The 18,760-nt window shown below is 34.6% G+C and carries 19 protein-coding genes; 12 read left to right on the forward strand and 7 right to left on the reverse strand.

Features of this window, described 5'->3' with window-relative positions:
• The first annotated feature begins 369 nt into the window (after window positions 1-369).
• Both VB248_RS21785 and VB248_RS21790 read left to right on the forward strand, forming a co-directional pair.
• Entirely contained in the window at window positions 370-891 is a 522-nt protein-coding gene (locus tag VB248_RS21785) for a class I SAM-dependent methyltransferase (RefSeq protein ID WP_323298956.1), read from the forward strand.
• The gene (locus VB248_RS21790) at window positions 881-1,825 is read left to right on the forward strand and encodes a hypothetical protein (protein ID WP_323298957.1); all 945 of its coding nucleotides are present in this window, start codon (window positions 881-883) and stop codon (window positions 1,823-1,825) included. Before VB248_RS21785 ends, VB248_RS21790 begins: the two co-directional genes overlap by 11 nt.
• Window positions 1,826-1,867: 42 nt before the next feature.
• Here VB248_RS21790 and VB248_RS21795 read toward each other — a convergent pair whose 3' ends face one another.
• From VB248_RS21795 to VB248_RS21815, 5 genes are all read right to left on the reverse strand, one after another.
• Window positions 1,868-3,046, reverse strand: coding sequence for an aminotransferase class V-fold PLP-dependent enzyme (locus VB248_RS21795; RefSeq protein WP_323298958.1), 1,179 nt, complete (start codon window positions 3,044-3,046; stop codon window positions 1,868-1,870).
• Between the two features lie 177 nt (window positions 3,047-3,223).
• The gene (locus VB248_RS21800) at window positions 3,224-3,661 is read right to left on the reverse strand and encodes an NUDIX hydrolase (RefSeq protein ID WP_323298959.1); all 438 of its coding nucleotides are present in this window, start codon (window positions 3,659-3,661) and stop codon (window positions 3,224-3,226) included.
• A 28-nt stretch (window positions 3,662-3,689) separates the two neighbouring features.
• Window positions 3,690-3,839 carry a hypothetical protein gene (locus VB248_RS21805; protein ID WP_323298960.1) on the reverse strand — a complete coding sequence of 50 codons (150 nt, stop codon included), beginning with the start codon at window positions 3,837-3,839 and terminating at the stop codon, window positions 3,690-3,692.
• The gene (locus VB248_RS21810) at window positions 3,826-4,014 is read right to left on the reverse strand and encodes a hypothetical protein (protein ID WP_323298961.1); all 189 of its coding nucleotides are present in this window, start codon (window positions 4,012-4,014) and stop codon (window positions 3,826-3,828) included. The genes VB248_RS21805 and VB248_RS21810 overlap by 14 nt, the downstream gene beginning before the upstream one ends.
• 41 nt (window positions 4,015-4,055) lie before the next feature.
• The gene (locus tag VB248_RS21815; RefSeq protein ID WP_323298962.1) at window positions 4,056-4,403 is read right to left on the reverse strand and encodes a zeta toxin family protein; all 348 of its coding nucleotides are present in this window, start codon (window positions 4,401-4,403) and stop codon (window positions 4,056-4,058) included.
• Between the two features lie 221 nt (window positions 4,404-4,624).
• Between VB248_RS21815 and VB248_RS21820 the strand changes: the two genes are divergently transcribed.
• The 5 genes from VB248_RS21820 (at window position 4,625) to VB248_RS21840 (ending at window position 9,861) form a co-directional block, all read left to right on the forward strand.
• Window positions 4,625-5,344 carry a GIN domain-containing protein gene (locus tag VB248_RS21820; RefSeq protein ID WP_323298963.1) on the forward strand — a complete coding sequence of 240 codons (720 nt, stop codon included), beginning with the start codon at window positions 4,625-4,627 and terminating at the stop codon, window positions 5,342-5,344.
• Between the two features lie 191 nt (window positions 5,345-5,535).
• Complete coding sequence (locus VB248_RS21825) at window positions 5,536-6,633, forward strand: Nif3-like dinuclear metal center hexameric protein (RefSeq protein WP_323298964.1); 1,098 nt, start codon at window positions 5,536-5,538, stop codon at window positions 6,631-6,633.
• A gap of 151 nt (window positions 6,634-6,784) precedes the next feature.
• Window positions 6,785-7,543 (forward strand): zinc ribbon domain-containing protein, encoded by a 759-nt coding sequence (locus VB248_RS21830; RefSeq protein WP_323298965.1) that lies wholly within the window; start codon window positions 6,785-6,787, stop codon window positions 7,541-7,543.
• An 86-nt stretch (window positions 7,544-7,629) separates the two neighbouring features.
• A complete protein-coding gene (locus VB248_RS21835; protein WP_323298966.1) occupies window positions 7,630-9,198 on the forward strand; it encodes a hypothetical protein in 1,569 nt (522 codons plus the stop codon).
• A gap of 207 nt (window positions 9,199-9,405) precedes the next feature.
• Window positions 9,406-9,861: a hypothetical protein gene (locus VB248_RS21840; RefSeq protein ID WP_323298967.1), complete on the forward strand. Its 456-nt coding sequence runs from the start codon at window positions 9,406-9,408 to the stop codon at window positions 9,859-9,861.
• A 51-nt stretch (window positions 9,862-9,912) separates the two neighbouring features.
• Here VB248_RS21840 and VB248_RS21845 read toward each other — a convergent pair whose 3' ends face one another.
• Together VB248_RS21845 and VB248_RS21850 are read right to left on the reverse strand one after the other, a co-directional pair.
• A complete protein-coding gene (locus VB248_RS21845) occupies window positions 9,913-11,661 on the reverse strand; it encodes an OmpA family protein (RefSeq protein WP_323298968.1) in 1,749 nt (582 codons plus the stop codon).
• Window positions 11,648-12,835 (reverse strand): hypothetical protein, encoded by a 1,188-nt coding sequence (locus tag VB248_RS21850; RefSeq protein WP_323298969.1) that lies wholly within the window; start codon window positions 12,833-12,835, stop codon window positions 11,648-11,650. The genes VB248_RS21845 and VB248_RS21850 overlap by 14 nt, the downstream gene beginning before the upstream one ends.
• A 249-nt stretch (window positions 12,836-13,084) precedes the next feature.
• Between VB248_RS21850 and VB248_RS21855 the strand changes: the two genes are divergently transcribed.
• From VB248_RS21855 to VB248_RS21875, 5 genes are all read left to right on the forward strand, one after another.
• Complete coding sequence (locus VB248_RS21855; protein ID WP_323298970.1) at window positions 13,085-14,005, forward strand: FkbM family methyltransferase; 921 nt, start codon at window positions 13,085-13,087, stop codon at window positions 14,003-14,005.
• 11 nt (window positions 14,006-14,016) lie between these two features.
• On the forward strand, window positions 14,017-14,961 hold the full coding sequence (locus tag VB248_RS21860; RefSeq protein ID WP_323298971.1) for a glycosyltransferase family 2 protein: 945 nt from the start codon (window positions 14,017-14,019) through the stop codon (window positions 14,959-14,961).
• 22 nt (window positions 14,962-14,983) lie between these two features.
• Window positions 14,984-16,486, forward strand: coding sequence for an oligosaccharide flippase family protein (locus VB248_RS21865; protein ID WP_323298972.1), 1,503 nt, complete (start codon window positions 14,984-14,986; stop codon window positions 16,484-16,486).
• A 102-nt stretch (window positions 16,487-16,588) separates the two neighbouring features.
• Window positions 16,589-17,821 (forward strand): glycosyltransferase family 4 protein, encoded by a 1,233-nt coding sequence (locus VB248_RS21870; RefSeq protein WP_323298973.1) that lies wholly within the window; start codon window positions 16,589-16,591, stop codon window positions 17,819-17,821.
• Window positions 17,822-17,953: 132 nt separating this feature from the next.
• Entirely contained in the window at window positions 17,954-18,760 is an 807-nt protein-coding gene (locus VB248_RS21875) for an FkbM family methyltransferase (RefSeq protein ID WP_323298974.1), read from the forward strand.

An 18,760-nucleotide genomic window follows, 5' to 3' on the forward strand; every position in this document is an offset into this window, starting at 1 on the left:
TTATATCTTTGCTGAGTACGTAGTACATAAAAAGGTTGCTTTGGTATGGTTCGCAAAACAAATATCAGCAACCTTTTTTATTTTTAAGCAATACTGTCAAAAAAGTCAAGATGACTTCACTTTATTATTGCAGATAATAAAGTTTATAGACAGGGTTATATAATTTTTTCTAATTAATATATTATTATTGTAGTGATAGGAAATATTGCATTAACAAAATTCTAAAAGTAAAGAAAATTAGCTATTTGTTATATTTTAGATTAGGCTTCTGTGTTTACTCATTATATAAACAGCACTTTAACTAATTGAACACAATATTTATTTTTTGTCAAAAATATTGTTAAACTATTTGTAAGTATAGAAATATAAATGATTCCAAAAAGCACTTTTATTGATAATAATATATACACAAATTTAGAAATAGGGGCTGGATGTGGTGATTTTGGAAAGAGATTCTACCCAAAATGTTACTTAACAGACTACGATATTGAACTTATGGATAAATGTAAAACATGCTTTATCGATTGGTTTTGTGATGCACACAATCTACCTTGGTCTAATAATAGATTCGATTTAATAATATTATGTAATCCTTATAACTATGGTTTTAAAGATGATGAAAGCACATATAAACTGCTTTCTGAACTTCTAAGAGTTCTAAAAAAACCTGGAGGAGAAATTTTACTTTTAAGTACTAAAAATAATAAATTTTGTAATCCACAAAGAGTCAAAAAGCGTATTGATCAATTTTGTAAAATCAACAATAATTATAATTTAGAGGTAAAAAGTGAAGAAATAGATTGTAGCTTAGTTTACAACGGTTATATCTTCAGGGAAATCATTGGTGATCAAATTTTTCCAACAAGTAAAATAAATATAAATGTCAAATAATTTGTTAAATATTGATAAGCTAAGTAAAGAAATCAACTCTCTTTCATTATCGGATAAGATGAATAAGGGAGGATATTCTGATCTGTTTTATGAGCATTTAACAGGACTAACAAAATTTAAAATGCTCAGCGAATCTTATAATTTAGAGCAACTAAAATTAAATGAAAAAACATATTTAGGATTAGAACAATTTGCTATTGAGCATTCTGAAACTGTCGAAGGAGAAAAGTCTCAGAATGATATAGACTGGGATTTAATAGATGATGCAAAAGAAATCCTCCAAAAAAAATTAGCGAATGTTTTGAATATTAGTCAGAACTATGAAAGTTCTGGTCTAAAACCAATAGTAAAAGCTACAATTGATAATTATGAAAATTTTTTAATTTATAAAATGTTATATCCTAATTCTTTCTCAAACCCTTGGATTCCCACTAATAGTATTATATTAGAAAATGGGTATTTAGTAATGGTTTCAGGTGAGAAAGAATTAATTAAAGAATACGACAGTAAAATTTTAGAAAAAGTTGAAGAAGATTCTACTGAACTTTTTCTTGTTGCCAAAAGTAAAAGTACAAGAGGGTTCAGTGGTTTTCCTATTGATACACGAAATAATACTCAGAGTATGATTTTTGATTTTCTCAAACTAAATGCTTCTGGTATGAGCTCTGCAATTAAAACTGAAAAAATTGCAAAATATTTAAGTAGTAGAGGTAAGAATTATAATGAACAAGAAGTAAGAGTTATGTTCTTGCTTCCATTAAAAAGAGCTGGACTTATTGGCTCTTCAACCAATGGTTATTTTTACATAAACTCTAAAGAAGATTTAATACATAGTTATAAACATCACAGAGAAAAATTACGTGGTATACAAAAAACACTTGATATGTATAAGAATAAAGGAAGATTATTAGGTATTGACTTAGAATCTGAATAATTACTAATTTAAAAAAATTCGATGAATACTTTATAAAAGTATTCATCGAATAAATACCCCCTCCATCAATCCTTCTAAAAGTACGGCTATGTCGTTAACATCATTATATAAATGTGGAGAAATACGAATAGCTTCGCCACGAAATGATACTGATACTTTTCGGTTTTGTAAGGCTGTTTGAATTTTGGCAAGATTAGCATTTTTAGGAATGCGTAAACCAATTAAATGACTACTTCGGTAGGCTTTGTCATCTACCCAATAGCCGTTTTCTTGCAAAATTTTGAGTGGTTCATTCAATAATTCATCACAGTAAGCGGTAATATTTTCAACTCCCCAAGTATTGATTTGCTCAATGGCATTGGCAAGCATAGGATTCAGAATAAAATTACTTCTTTCGCCCATGTTGTATCGGTCGGCACTGCCTCGGTATTGTGTTTGGTAATTAATCAGATTCTTAAAATCTTCAGAACCTACTCTGTTAATCCAGTTGCGTTCTAATGGAATTCCTTCGTCAAAAAATGGTCCAAAGTAAGCTACCCCAGACGAATACGGCCCCAACAACCATTTATAACCAGCATTGATAATGGCATCTGGCTGTACTTTTTGCACATCAAAAGGCATTGCACCAATTGACTGAGTAGCGTCTAAAACCAATAATGCACCTACCGAACGACACTGCTTGCCGATACTTTCGGTATCAAACAATGTTCCATCAGCCCAATGGGTTGGCGAAATTACTACCATACAAGTATTGGCATTGATGGCTTCTAACAATCTTTCATTCCACACTTTGCCTCTATTTTCTAAAGCTTCTGGCGATGAAATCACTTTGATTTTCAAGTGTTTTTCGGCACATACTTCTTCCCAAGCGTACACGTCAGAAGGGAATTCTTCACCGACCATCAATATCTCTTGTACTGCTTGTAAATTGGGCTTTCTGCTGAGATTTTTTGCTACAATCGCCATTCCATAAGAACAAGAAGGAATCATTACAATTCTTTCAGGCTCTGGACAATTTATCAGGTTTGAATAGGCTTTTTTGACTGGGTCAGTAGTTTCAAAAAAACTCTGAGAAGTAATTTTTTGTGGTTGAGATTTTCGTAAAATGCCTTGAATTCCTGCTTCTTCAACCGACTTCAAATTCGGCGACATGGTGGCACAATTGATATAATGAACACCTTCTTCAATACTAAAAAGATGTTTCTGACAAGATAAAAGCATGGATATAAATATGAGTTATGAAGTATAAATTATGAATTTCTACTATCCGAAGAATTGTGATGATTTGGGATTTGTGATGTCGGATTTCTGAAATTGGATAAAATTTAATGAAATACATCACAATAATTCTTTGGTAATACCGAAATCCGACATCTGAAATCCAAAATCCACAATTGCTCAATACCAAGTCTGATTAAGCTTACCCACATATTGCATTGAACTTTTATCTGTCAATACTTTTTGAAGACTTTCGGCGACGTTTGGATACATGGCTAATGTTGGCAAAATGGCGATGGGCTGCCAAACAATTTCTAAAGCAGAGGTTTCTTTCGGATTTAAAATCGCTACTCCGCTTTGAATAGAAGCGTCAAAAACACAATGCAGAACGTCGGTTTTTTGTTGAGGCAAAATTACTTCGCCTGCCAAAAGCATTTCACCCACTGAAATTTGTATGCCTAATTCTTCTTCTAATTCACGAACAAGTGTTTGTTCGAGTGTCTCGCCAGCATCAACATTTCCACCCGGCAAATTATACACATCTGTTTCACCATAACGATAACGCATTAATAATACTTTTTCATTTTCAATAATCGCAACACTTGGACGTACTTTCATAAGGTTTTAGAATACACAAAGTTTAAGTTTACTTGACACTGATTTCTTTTATTTCACCGTTATTAAAAACAACCATTTTTCCGTTGTTCTTTTTCTTTGACTCTATCAGTCTGAATGCTGAAGTATTCAATCCCTCAACAATCTTGTTTTGTAATTCTATAATCTTATTCTTTTCCATTTTTAATCTGTTTAAAACGTTGAATATCTAAAATTTCAGGAAGGTCATTTTTAATTTGTTGCAAAACCAAAACTGGAGTTGTATCTGAATTGTCAAAAACCATTGTATTATCACAGATAGGTAAATAAATATCAAATAAATTCTTAATACCTCTTTCGTAACGTCTTTCTATCACCTCCTCAGGAATATTATGCCCACCTTCTCTTACTCTTACTTTTACTCTTTGTTTAGCGAGTTCAACACTGTTGAGCCAAAAAATAGTAATGTAACAAAATATCCTTTGCTTTGAGCTTTCAATATTGTTTGAGCGTATGTCTTGGAAGAAAGTGTTGTTTCAAATGCAAAATCTTTTTCTTGATTGAGTAACTCATCTATTCTATGTAACATAATTCTACCAGCTTCGATACTAACTTTTTCAGGTTGAAAAGGTGACAAGCCTTTGGCAATTTCATCAGCATTGATAAATTCTTTACATCCTAACACATTAGGTAAAAGAAAGAATGAGGCAGTTGTTTTCCCTGCTCCATTACAACCCGCAATTACGTAAAGTTTTTTAGTATTCATCTGTTTAAGCTATTTTTTATCAAAACTTACAAAACAACAACGTTTGTGAGCAATACTTCATCAACTTATTATCGCAACACTTGGACGTAATTCATAAGGTTTTTAGGGTAAAAATGTTAATGGTTTGTTAATCAGGACTTATTTGGGGAAAGCGTGTAGGGGACGCAACCCTTATCTCTGTCTATACTTCAACAAACATATAATATTAAACTTTAATTGATATGAAAACCTCGCAAAAAACTTTATTGCTTGCTTTATCTATTTTTATACTTACGAGCTTTTCGTCTTGCTTTGTAAAAATTGATGACCCCCTACCTGTTTATCATGAACAAGAACAATATTATTATCTCAAAAACTTCGACCAGCTTAATATGGGAAGTGCCTTTGTGGTAAATGTGTATCAAGGAAATAGTTTTAGAGTACAAGCCATCGGTGATGAACAAGATTTAGACGATTTGGATGTCTATGTTCGCAATGGAGTACTTTATGCTCGCTATGTAGGTTATAGCAATAGAAGATACAAAATGACGATTAATATTACTATGCCTTCGATAAGTGAAGTAAATTTCAGCGGTGCGTCTGATACTTATATCGAAGGTTTTTCGGTACGATACTGTAATGTGTTTTTATCGGGTGCTTCATATCTGAAAATTGATTCAGATATACAAAACCTCAATTTCCATGTTACAGGAGCATCTGAACTGAACATGATTGGTAATGGCGAAAAAACGATTGGCGAAGTATCAGGTGCTTCATTGGTCAATAATTTTAGCTTTATTGCCGACGAACAAACCCTCAGCGTAGCGGGTGCAAGCAAAGTACGTGTAAGTGCTTTCCGTTTTCTTCGTGTTACGGCTTCTGGGGCAAGTAATGTGCGATACCGAGGAAATCCAACGCTCGAAAAAAGTACTTCTGGAGCAAGTATTGTAGAAAGAGACTAAATGAAGTATGAGTGTTGAATTGTGAGTTGTGAGTTTTAAATTATGACAACCTACTAACCAAACTCTACACTCGTAATTCAGCTCTCTCACATAAATGAGTTATTTTATTTCAAAAGCAAATCGTAGAAAGGGGCAATTTATTGTTGCTCCTTTTTTATTTTTGGGGATTATCCAATTTCTCAAAGCAAATTATGTCAAGCATCAAAGATATTACCACTTATTTAGAACAACTCGCTCCGCTGGCCTACCAAGAAAGTTACGATAACGCTGGCTTGATTGTTGGCTTTCCGCAAACAAAAGTTACTGGCGTTTTGGTTACTTTAGACTGTACCGAAGAAATTATCCAAGAAGCCATCAAGCGAGATTGTAATCTTATCGTTGCTCATCATCCAATCGTTTTTAAAGGTTTGAAACGTTTCAACGGTAAAAATTATGTAGAACGTGCCGTAATGCTTGCCATCAAAAATGATATTGCTATTTATGCTACACATACCAATCTTGACAGCGTAAAAGGTGGCGTAAATTATCAGATTGCTCAAAGGTTAGGACTGGAAAACATCAAAATTCTTTCTCCTAAAAAACAGACACTTAAAAAATTAGTCACCTTTGTACCTATCGAAAATACGGAGTTGCTACTGAGTGCTTTACATTCGGCTGGAGCAGGGCAAATTGGTGAGTACAAAAATTGTAGTTTTAGCGTATCGGGCAATGGGCGATTTACACCAAGCGAAAATGCCAATCCCTACATCGGCACATTGGGAAAAGCCGAAGAAGTATTGGAAAATAGAATCGAAGTAATTTTTAATGCTCATCAAGAATCACAAATCATCAGAGCTTTGAAACAGGCACATCCTTATGAGGAGGTTGCTTATTATATAAGTACTTTAGAAAACGAAAATCAAGAAGTAGGTTCGGGCGTATTGGCAGAATTATCGGAAAGTATGAGTGAAATTGATTTTTTTCATTTACTGAAAGAACGTATGAACTTAAAAGTATTCCGTCATACGCCTTTGTTGGGAAAAGAAATCAAGAAAATAGCACTTTGTGGCGGAGCAGGCGGATTCTTACTAAAAGATGCGATTCAGCAAGGAGCAGAAGTATTTATAACGGCAGATTACAAATATCACGATTTTTTTGATGCCGAAAATCAAATTATTATCTGTGATATAGGACATTATGAATCAGAAGTTTATACAAAGGATTTAATTGTTAGGTATTTGTCTGAAAAATTTAGTAATTTTGCGGTTCTCAAAAGCCAGGTCAATACCAATCCTGTACAATATTTTTGATTTTTGTTATCAGTGATTCGTTTTTTGTCCAGAATGATTAATTTTCTTTCTTGAAATCAGTAAATTTGATTTTGATTAAATAGAAAATTAATCCTTCCCGACAATAACTTAGTACCGATAGCGGTTACACAGATAAAACCGAATAAAACCAATGGCAGCAGTAGCAACCGAAACAACCATTGCTCAGAAATTAGAAGCTCTTTTGAAGCTTCAAAACATAGATTCAGCCTTAGATAGCATCAAAAAGATGCGAGGCGATTTGCCCGAAGAAGTGCGTGATTTGGAAGATGAAGTAGCTGGTATCGAAACCCGTATTAGCAAATTCAACAAAGAAATCGCTATTCTTGAAGAAGACATTACTAAAAACCGTAATGCAAAAAGAGAGGCCGAAAAATTGGTAAATAAGTACAAAGACCAACAAATGAACGTCCGCAATAACCGTGAGTATGATGCAATTTCTAAAGAAATTGAATTGCAACAACTTGAAATGGAATTGGCTGACAAGCGTACTCGTGAATTTGAATTCAAGATTTTAAATAAAAAAGATGACGTTTCTGAAACAGAAACTCGTTTGAATACTCGTAAAAAAGACCTTGAAGCAAAAAGAAAAGAACTTAGCGTTTTGATTGCTGAAAGCGAAGAAGACGAGCAAAAATTATTAAACAACCGTGATAAAGCTGTAAAATATGTTGAAGAACGTTTATTACGTCCTTACGACAAACTTCGTGGTAATTATCCAAATGGTTTAGCGGTTGTATTGGTAAAACGTGGTGCTTGCGGAGGTTGCTTTAGTGCTGTGCCACCACAACGCCAAGCAGACATAAAAGACAAGAAAAGAATCATTGTATGCGAACACTGCGGTCGTATCTTGGCAGATGTTGAAGACATCGTATTTATGTCTAAAAAATAATATATTGAAGCAAACCACAAGAAAAGCCCATAACAGTAGTTGTGGGCTTTTTTTGTTTGACTGACTTGTTTAAATAATTTATTCAAATGAATCGTTTGTATTTCAACGAATCGACGAACCTGATTTCTCTTAAAAATATGAACCTCAATACTCCTCCATTCATACCGTATTCTTTGAAAAGTATTTTAACTTTTCTGCTGCTCTTTTTGGGTTTTTCTCCGATTAGAGCCTCTGATTTTGAAATGAATACGGCTATGCAAAAAGCATATTCAGAGATTTTAAAGATGAAACTCACAGCAGGTAGAAGTATTTTGGCTAAAGAAAAAACACCCAATGGCATCAATACTTACCTCAGAAGTTATGCCGATATGGTGGAATTGTTAATCACGGAAGATAAAGTACTGTATGAAAAATTTATTGAAAATCAGGACGAAAGACTTTCGTTTATTGAAAATTTAGATGAAAAATCGCCTTATCAGAAATTTATTAAAGCTGAAATTCACTTACATACTGCTTTTGTAAAATTAAAATTCGGACACGAAACCAAAGGAAGCTGGGAAGTAATAAAAGCCTACAAACTCTTGGAAGCCAACGGAAAAACTTTTCCTAATTTTTTGCCCAATCAAAAATCGCTTGGTTTATTACATATTCTGATTGGCTCTACACCAGAAAATTATCAATGGGTTATCAAACTGATTGGACTTAAAGGAAATATTAAATTAGGACTCAGTGAATTACAAAATGTAATTCGGAAAGACAGTATTTTCAGAGAAGAAAGTCAATTGATAGATTTTATCGTTCATGCTTATATTTTAAAATTCTCTTCTAAAAAAATTACTGAATTTCAAGATTTCATTGCCAATCATCAAGATTATCTACTTTTTCAGTTTTTCGGAGTAACAACTTTGATGAAAGAAGGAAAAAGCGAAATGGCTTTAAATATTATTGAACATTGCCCCGATAGCAACGAATACTTGGATTTCCCTTTTTTAGAACATTTAAAGGCAGATATTTTATTACAAAAAGGTCAATATCAATTGGCGGCAAAATCGTATCAGCATTTTTTGACACGCTACAAAGGCTTCAATTTTGTAAAAGATACGTATTACAAAATATTTCTTTGTTATTGGCTCAATAATGAAGATGCCAAAGGAAAACTTTTTTTGGAAAAAGTAAAAACTACGGGCGAAACCATCGTAGAAGCCGATAAAGCTGCCACTAAATTTGCGGATAATTTTTTGGCAGAAAAACCTAAAAAACCGATTACTCAGAAAGTACTTATGAAAGCCCGCTTGGCTTGCGATGGCGGTTTTTACGATAAAGCTTTGGGTATTTTAGAGAAGTATTCTGAAAATAATTTTGAACAAATTCAAGAACAAACTGAACTGAATTATAGAAAAGGACGAATTTTTCAGTTAATGAACAATATTCCACCAGCGATTTCTTTTTATGAAAGAACCATTGATTTATCCGAAAATCAAAATGTTTCGTTCGGGGCAAGTTCGGCTTTACAATTAGGTTATATTTTTCAAGCAAAAGGCGAAAAACTGAAAGCCAAAAGCTATTTTGAAAAAGCCATTTCTTATAAAAAACACGAGTACAAAAACTCTATCGACAACAAAGCAAAAGCGGCTTTGAATGAATTAGGACACTAAAAGAGTGATGAGTTTGGATTTTTGAATGCTGAATAAATTTCAATGCTTTAGGCAAGCACAACATTTTACCTATTGCCTAAAGCTTACAGCCAAAAGCAAAACTTTAAAACCAATATTGCACGATTACTTAATTTGGGAAAAAAAACAATAGGCTCAAAGCTCAATACTCAATACTCATAGCTTACAGCTACAAAACCTTAGCAATACATGAAACTAATAAAACTCTGTTTATTAATTCTTACTTTATTTGTTTTCAATACGCAACTAAAGGCACAAGCCATTAGTTATTATCCATTCAATAGTCAGCTATCTATTGCGACAAACCCTACCAAAGTGTTTTGGATGGATTTTCGATTTCAGCTCAACTCATACAGTTCATCACTCAACACCGAACCTGCCTTGATGGTCAATTTAGGCTATACACGCAATGCCAATATTTATGCTGGTGCGGGCTTAAATTTAGCGGTAGTCGGAGCAATCGTTGAAGAAAAAGATTTATTAAAAGGTTACTTCGGAAGTGTGGGAATGCGAGCTTATCCATTTGAAAAAGCCCCAAAAGTAAGCATCAATTTTGAGATAAGCCCTTACGTAAATTACGACGGCACAAGCGGAATAGTTCGGGCTTGGCTGGGACTTGGCTATCATTTTGGCGGAAAAAAATAAAATAGCAGGCGAGTCGATTCGCCTGCTATTTTATTTTATAAACATCTCTTTTTAATTAATCTTAAACTGTACTCTTCTATTTTTAGCTCGGTTTTCATCGCTATCATTTGGTACAAGTGGCTGAGTTTCACCGTAGCCTTTGGCAATCATTCGGTCGGCTTTGATGCCTTTTGTGCTTAAATAATCTACTACGGCTTTTGCTCTTTTCTCCGAAAGTTTCAAATTGGCATCATCATTTCCAACGTCGTCTGTATGAGCAGAAATTTCCACTTTAATACTTTGGTTTCCTTCCAAAAGCGTTACCAAACGTTCTAATTCTTCGCCTGATTCTGGTTTCAGTTCCGCTTTTCCGGTCTCGAAAGTAATATCTTGCAACTGTACCACTACATCTTTTTTCAGCACTGCTAAAGGTACTTTTTTCAATCGCTCACGGAAGGCATCAACGGTGTCGGGCTTAAACGAACGAGAAAAAAAGGAGTAGCCCAAGGCATTGGCTGCAAATTTGTAAAGTTTACCAATTTCTACACTCACGCTGGCAATGTCTTTTTCTACTTTTACTTCCAACAATTGCTTCGTTTCGGCATCCATTACTTTTACTTTAGGTTCTTTCAAAATCGCTTTGGTGTCTTTATCCAAAAGCTGAAATTGAAAGACTAATTTTTTCGGTACTAATTCTATATTTTTTTCAATATTATCGGTCTCTTTGGCGGTACTCATGTCCATTTTACCACGATACGGCAAGTAATCTGCCAAAGGCGAAGTACTTACATCATACTTACTTCCGACACGGTAAATAATCGAAAATGTACCGCTTTTATCTACTACTGTATTGATAGTCCTTTCTTTAGGATTTGAACTTTTAGAAATTAATTTGGTAGCTATTGGCTGTTTGGTAATGGCATCTATTACTTTGCCATCTACCGTTACTAATTTATATTTTCTGAATTTATCAGGAATCGTTACGGTATAAATATCGCCTGCGGTATGGTAATACATCAAATCGCCTGCGGCTGAAACAGAGGCAAATTGGTCGTCTTCTTCTGTATTAATGTACTCTAAATTGATAGGCGAACTCCAAGTGCCATCGTCTTCTTGAAAAGTTTGATACAAATCAAAACCGCCAACGCCTTCTTTGCGGATAGAACTAAAAATTAAAGTACGGTTATCCGACATAATTCTGGGGGCTTTTTCGCAATCAATATTTATCGGAGCAGGAAGTTTTTCGGGAACGCCCCAAGTATCATCTTCTTGTTTTTTTGAAACCCAAATAGCGTAGCAAAAAGTTTTTGCTCTTTTATTGGTATTGTTGTCACGAATGAAGTACAAGGATTTTCCATCGGCAGAAACAGAAGGAAATCCTTCATAAGATTTTGTATTGATATTATTGCCCACCGATTTGGGTTCAGACCAATCGTTGCCGTCCCAAGTGGAGTAATAAATATCCATATCGCCTTGTCCGCCTTCAAAAGAAGAAAAGAAAAAGAGTGTTTTACCGTCGTAGCTAATAGAAGGGCCGCCAATCAAATCGTCGGGTTTCCCAATTTTATTGATATTCGTAATAGGCTTAGGCTGATTCCATTTATTTTTTTCGTTTTTGGTAGTATAGTACAATTCCCATTTTCCTTCGCCAGCACGGTCGGTTTCAAAAATCAACATTTTGTTATTGGCACTAATCGAAGGAGCGTACTCATTAAATTCTGGGTGATTTACGGGTGGGCCTAATGAGCGACGTACTTGGGCTGTACTTGTTGTGACACTATACAACAAAAAGAAAAAAAATAAAGAGCTAAGACGATTCATTGAATTTTGGGTTTGGTTGTAAGATACTTTTAAGGCTCAGAGGTAAAATCCAAAGATTTAAAAACACTAAATGTGCGGCGTATCTTGCCTGAATTTCTAAGCAAAATACATGAATGAATATGTATGAAAAAGTACTTAACAAAGCACAGAAAACGAATATCTCTAAAGGCTTTAAATACTTCTTTTTCAACAACTTAAAAAAGTAAAACAGATTAACAAAATAGCTCAGTAAAACGATTAAAGTAGAAACTACAAAGACGCTTTTCATCCATAAAACTGCCATTGAACTTGGCGGAACACTTTTTACTAAAAACCAATACGAAGTAAAATAAGGTACTAAAAGACGAAGACTTCGCTGTGGCAATTGTTGGGCATTTGCTTGCCAATTGTTTTGTACTCTTTCAATGGTTTTGGGTTTTAATATCTCACGCAAAAGCTCGCCGTTCCAGTTGAGAGGTTCAGCAATTTTTCTAAATTCAGTAATATCAGCATCATTATAAATTCCTTTGGCTTTGGCATTAAAGCCGATATAGACACTCCAAAGTCCATTTTGCGAAGGCTGATAAGCCCATTTTCCCGTAGCATTTTTATATAAACTAAGCGAAACAAGCATGAATACCATAAAGACAAGTACATATTGCCAAAGTGTTGCTTTGCTTTCAAAAACTAATGTTTTTTTTCTGAGTACTTTCAAATAGAAAAGTCCGAAGCCAAAAAATAAGAGATAATAAAAACTAAGCGGACGCACAAACTGAGCGATTCCGAAGAAAAGAGCGACGAGTACAATCAGCATTTTTTGTTTAGCAATCGGAGCTTCTAAGTACTTTATCAAACAAAAATTGCCCATTACAAAATAGCAAAGGAAGTGAAATTCGGCGGCGAGATACCCCATCAAACTCAGATAAGACACACAAATCGAAAGGCTAACTGTTCCTACATACTTGAGCCACAAAGGTTTGATTTCAAAACTGAGATGACTTAGCACAATACAAAAAACATAAATGCCTGCATTGAGGAATTGGATAAGTGAAATTTCGGTAGTGTTGGTCAGTCTGAAAACTAAACTCATCAAGTACGGATGTCCGGGAGCTTGAAAAAACAAAAACGAATTACTGAATTTGCCATTTAGCAAAAAGCCCAAAGATTCTTCATAATAGTTTTTGAAATCGGACATTTGGGTATAATGCCACTGACTAATCAACAAAAAATAAGCAACGCAAAGAAATATGATAAACAGTGTAAAAGGCTTTGAAAGAAGCTTAATGAATTTTGACATTAGCTGATTTATAAAAAACATAGTGGGATTTTTTTTCGTGAGATTGGAAGTATTGAAAGAATATTTAGGTACAAGCAAAATCAAATTTTTTGAGCTATCTTAAAATCTGTAACTTTGCAAATACTCCAAAACAACCATTAGTAAAAGATGACACAAATTAACAAAAATAGTGTGCTGAAAACAATTTATCAGAATATCCCTTTTAAAAGACAAATTTTTGAACTCGTCAGAAGTGTTTACGTTCCTTCAAAATCTGTTTATCGTCATCTTTTTTTTGATGGAAAATTTAAAGTAAAAGTAGAAAAGGATAAATTCTTTTATATCAATCATTACAATACACACGGTTTTATTATTGAAGACGGACTTTTTTGGGTTGGTCTTGGTGTTGGTCGTGAAGGCTATTCTTTAAGATTATGGACGAAACTTTCTAAATCGTCAAAAGTTGTTTTTGACGTGGGTGCAAATACAGGAATGTACTCTTTATTGACGAAAAGTGTGAATCCTTCGGCAGCCGTTTACGGTTTTGAACCCGTAAAAAGAACGCATGACAAGTACGCTGCCAACTGCAAATTGAACAATTACGAAGTAAGAGCAGAATGGATGGCTGTTTCGGATTTCACGGGCGAACTTACTTTGTACGATATTCCAGAAGCCAATAATTATAGTGCTACTTTGAACAAAGAGTTTTCGGATGTGCGTCACCTTGCTCATAAGGATACTCGTTTTGAAACCAAAGTACCGGCTACAACGCTAAAAGATTATATCGAAGCCAATAACATCACGAATATTGATTTGATGAAAGTGGACGTGGAAATGCACGAACCCGAAGCTTTGCGTGGTATGGGCGAGTACTTGCAGAAATTCCAGCCGACTTTATTAATCGAAATTTTTACGGATGAATTAGGCAAACAAGTACAAGAAATTTTGAAAGGTTGCGACTATCTTTTTTACAGTATCGACGAAGACGGCACAACTACTTTACAGAAAAATATCATTGCTACCGACGAATCTAATTACTTGATTTGTCGCCCAGCCGTAGCCAAAGAATTAGGATTATTGAAGGCTTAATTTTTATGAAGATGGAAAATATCATTCATAAAAATACGTGGGTCATTATTGTATATTACAATGGTTTGGAATGGATTGAACGCTGTTTGCAGAGTTTTGAAAACAGTTATTATAAAGATCAAATTATTGTCGTAGATAATCATTCGCCTGAAAAAATAGGGATAGCATTGATTAAAGAGCGATTTCCAGCCATAAAACTCATTGAACTAAATGAAAATATTGGTTTCGGCAGGGCTAATAATTTGGGGATAGAGTACGCCATTGAACAAAATGCTGAATACGTTTTTTTGTTGAATCAAGATGCTTGGCTGATTGAAAATGATTGTGTAGAACGTTTGGTGGAAGTAGCAGAACATAATCCAGATTTTGGCATTATCAGTCCAGTACATTTTAATTCAACGCAAACAGCTTTGGATGAAGGCTTTGGCATTTACTTGTCGAGTTCCAAAAACTGGCAATGGGCATCGGATACTTTTTTTGAACATAAAAAAGACATTTATGAATTACCTTTTGTAAATGCCGCCGCTTGGTTGCTGAATCTTGAAGCTTTCAAAAAAATTGCTTTTTTCGACCCCGACTTTTTTATGTATGGCGAAGATGTTGACCTTGTGAATCGAACGCTTTTTCATCGCTTCAAAATTGGTTTTGTACCTAAAGCAAGTATTGTTCATGCAAGGGAAAATCGAGCGAAAAGTACTAATAAAAGTAGGCTTTCGTACTCCGAAAAAATGCAATTTTATGGACAATACTTGGCTTTGCTGAAAAATGTCCGTTGGAGTTTTGGGAAATCAATCTTAAAATTTATAGCCCTTTGGCTAACGAATATCATAGAGCAAATCGCACAGCAATCTTGGAAAAGAAGCTGGCAAATACTATTCATCGGATTGGGCTTGGTGCTTAGTTTTAGGAGACTCTATTCATCCCGACAAAAATATAAACGAGGTTTCTCGCATTAATTTTGTTGTTTAATCTTTATTTATGGGTATCGTCATACGTCAAAGCATCAAAAGTTCGGTGGTTACATACATTGGAGTAATCATCGGAACGATTAATGTTTTATTTCTTTACAATAAATTTCTTTCTCCTCAGCAATTAGGTTTATATACTTCCTTGATTGGCTTTCCACAAGTATTTGCGGCATTTTCAAATTTAGGAACACCTCATGTTGGCGTAAGATTTTTTAGTCGATTCTCAGACCCCGACCGCCAACATAATGGATTTTTGGGCTATTTACTCATCGCTCCATTGTTTGGTTTTGTTTTATTTTTGTTGGCTTATATCGGTGTAAAAGGCATTTTTCAGTCCGTTTATATGGATAATTCGCCTTTACTGATTCAATATTATTGGTACTTGCCTTTTATTACTTTTTTTCTTCTTTATACTTCTACTTTAGAAACTTACAGCAAAGTACATTTACGGATTGTTGTGCCAACCATTCTTCGAGAGATTTTCTTGAAATCTTCTAATTCGCTTTTAGCTATTTTGTTTGGTTTCAAATTCATCACTTTCGACCAATTATTGAATGGCATCGTACTGATTTATTTCTTAAATGTCTGTTTTTTACTGATTTACATCAAAATTTTAGGCAAACTTTACCTTCGTTTTGATTTCAGTTTTGTAAAACAGCCCATTTTTAAAGAAATGTGTATGTATGGTTTGTGGACAATTTTAGGCGGAGCAACAGCCACCATTTTGCCCAATATCGAAAAACTGATGTTGCCAGCATATCACGGAGGCTTGAACAGTGCGGCGATATTTTTTATTGCTTCAAGTATCGGGATGGTAATTGCCATTCCACGCAATGCCATCGCTTCTATTTCAGAGCCACTTTTGGCTGAATCTTGGAAAAATAATAATCTCGAACACATCGAAGAAATTTATCAAAAATCAGCTTTAAATTTATTGATTGTTGGTGGTTTTCTGTTTCTGGGCATTTGGACAAACATTGACGCTGTTTTTCAAATTATTCCCAACGCAGCCGTGTACAGTCAGGGAAAATTTGTGGTTTTGATGGTCGGTTTGTACAGCGTTTTCGACATGGCGACGGGCTTAAATTCTGAAATTCTAAAAAATTCACCTTTTTATAAGTATGATTTTGGTTTTTATCTTATTCGCTTTATTGTGCTTTTTATCGTGAATTTGATTTTTATTCCATTGTACAGTTACAACGGTGCGGCTTTGGCGATGTTGGTTTCGGTAGTGGTGTATAATGTGGTGAAATTCTTTTTTATCAAACATAAACTCAATCTTCAACCCTTCAACATTGGCACGGTAAAAACGCTTTTATTAGGTATTTTCACTTATATCGTCACACTTTTTATTCCAAGTTTAGAAGGAAATCTTTGGATAAATTTTGTGAATATTGCCATAAAATCTGTTTGCATCGCTGTACTTTTTGGTGGCGGAGTATTATTTCTTGAAATATCCGAAGACTTGAATAGAACAGTAAAAAACTTGTTGAAAAAAGTGATTGGTAATTAATAATGGACTTTATCTGCCTTATTGTAGATGTAAAAAAGGTTCATAAAAAATAGATTTATTGCTATTATAATCACCAATCACCATCGACTAATCAAAAAAACAATGAAAATACTATTTACTTTTGGTGGCTTGCCACATTATTATAACTTGGTACTCAATCGTTTGAATCGTATTGAAGGACAGGAAATCGTTGTAATTGCTCCAAAAAGTGGTGGGAAAACTGTTGGTTCGGGCGTACACCAAACCTTAGATGGCATTGAATTTAAAGTACATTTCTTAGAAGAATACAAAACGCTTTGGGGAAAACCTTTCTTCAAGAATTTTATAGAAACCATTGAAGCCGAACGCCCAGACGTAATCGTTACGATTTGGCCATATATTTTGGCTTTCGTCTATAATCCGATGTTGCTTTGGAAAATACGAAGTATGGGTATTAAGCTGATACTCAAGGAAATTCCATTCAATATTCCCAAATTCAAAGAAGCCCTTGATTTTTATGCCAACGGCGGCGTAGCTTCTGAAACGATGCAAACCAATTTGAAACCCGATAGCTTGGCTTTTAAATTGAAATATACTTTACTGAAATATACTTATAAAAGAGCTTTCAATTTGGTAGATGCCCACGTGGACTATACCGAAGAAGCTTACGAAGTATTTGGTAGTTATGGCGTACCCAAAGAGAAGATTTTTGTCATTTACAACTCGCCAGACACTGATTTGATTTTGGCGGATAAAGCCAAAATCGAAGGAGTAAATACTGTTTTGCCAGAAAATCCACTCAGACTTTTACATGTTGGCAGATTGGTAAAATGGAAAAGAGTAGATATGTTGATTGAAGTTTTTAGCAAACTTTTGGTACAATTCCCAACGGCAGAATTAGTAGTGGTTGGTACTGGGCCAGAAGAACAAAATCTGAAACAACAAGCCATTGATTTGGGCATTGAAAAACAAGTAGTATTTACGGGCGGTGTGTATAAAATGACCGAACTCGGACAGTACTTCAATGCTTCTTTGGTCTATGTTTTAGCAGGAATGGGCGGTTTGTCTATCAACGATGCCATGTGTTTTGATAAACCTATTGTGTGTGCCGTGGCAGACGGAACGGAGAAAAAATTGGTAAGAGATGGCTACAACGGCTTTATCTTTGAGGACGGCAATGCTGATGATTTATTTAAGAAATTAGCCGTACTTTTGTCTGCCCCTGCAAAAACTCGCCAAATGGGACTAAATTCTGGACAAATCATCCGTGATGAAGTAAATATTCATGTGGTAATTAAAAATTATCAAAGAGCGTTTGAAAGCTGTCGGTCATCGGCTGTCAGCAATCTGGGTTAAGCTGTTGAATTAAAATTGAGTTGACAAATTGATTAAAAACTCATGGCATGACTTAGAGTCATGCCATGAGTAATATGTAAAATATCAAAAAAAGCCGAAAGCCGAGAGCCGACCGCTGATGACCATCTTAAAATGTTTGTTTTAAAATACATATTAAAAGGCCCCTATCATGCTTTCAGAACGGCTGAAAGTCGTGAATTACTGAAGCTTTTCAGAAAGTACGGAGATGTAAAACGCTACGAAGCTCGTGAAATCAAATTTCAAGGAATGACCTTTCAAGTACCCGATTGTATGTCTTTCCTGTTTCAGTTTCAAGAAATTTTCGTTGAACAATTTTATAAATTCAATACCGATTCGGCAAAGCCTGTGATTTTAGACTGTGGAGCAAACATTGGTTCAAGCTGTGCTTTTTTCAAAAGAGAGTATCCCAATGCACAAATCACTGCTTTTGAAGCAGATGCTAAAATTGCTAAAATTCTACAATCGAATCTGACTAATAATGGATTTTCGGATGTAGAAGTAATCAACAAAGCGGTTTGGATTGATGAGGAAGGCATTGAATTCGCCTCTGAAGGTTCAGACGGAGCTTCGATTTATGGTGAAGGTGAAAAAGTAAAAGTTGCTTCTTTTCGTTTGAAAGATGTACTTGATAAAACGCCTTCAATTGACATGCTAAAAATGGATATTGAAGGAGCTGAAACGGCAGTGTTGAAAGACTGTGCGAACTCATTAAAGCAAGTAAAAAATATCTTTATTGAATATCACGCTTTTCCAGAACAAGCACAAGAATTAGGGGAAATTCTGAATATTTTGGCAAAAAATGGCTTCCGTTACTTTATCAATTCTGCTCAAGACCGTTCAAAACCACTTGTCAATCATCGCTACAAAGGCAATGATTTGATGGATTTGCAGTTAAATATTTTCGGCTATCGTCCATAA

It is taken from the genome of Arcicella rigui (assembly GCF_034929435.1).
GTDB lineage: Bacteria > Bacteroidota > Bacteroidia > Cytophagales > Spirosomataceae > Arcicella > Arcicella rigui.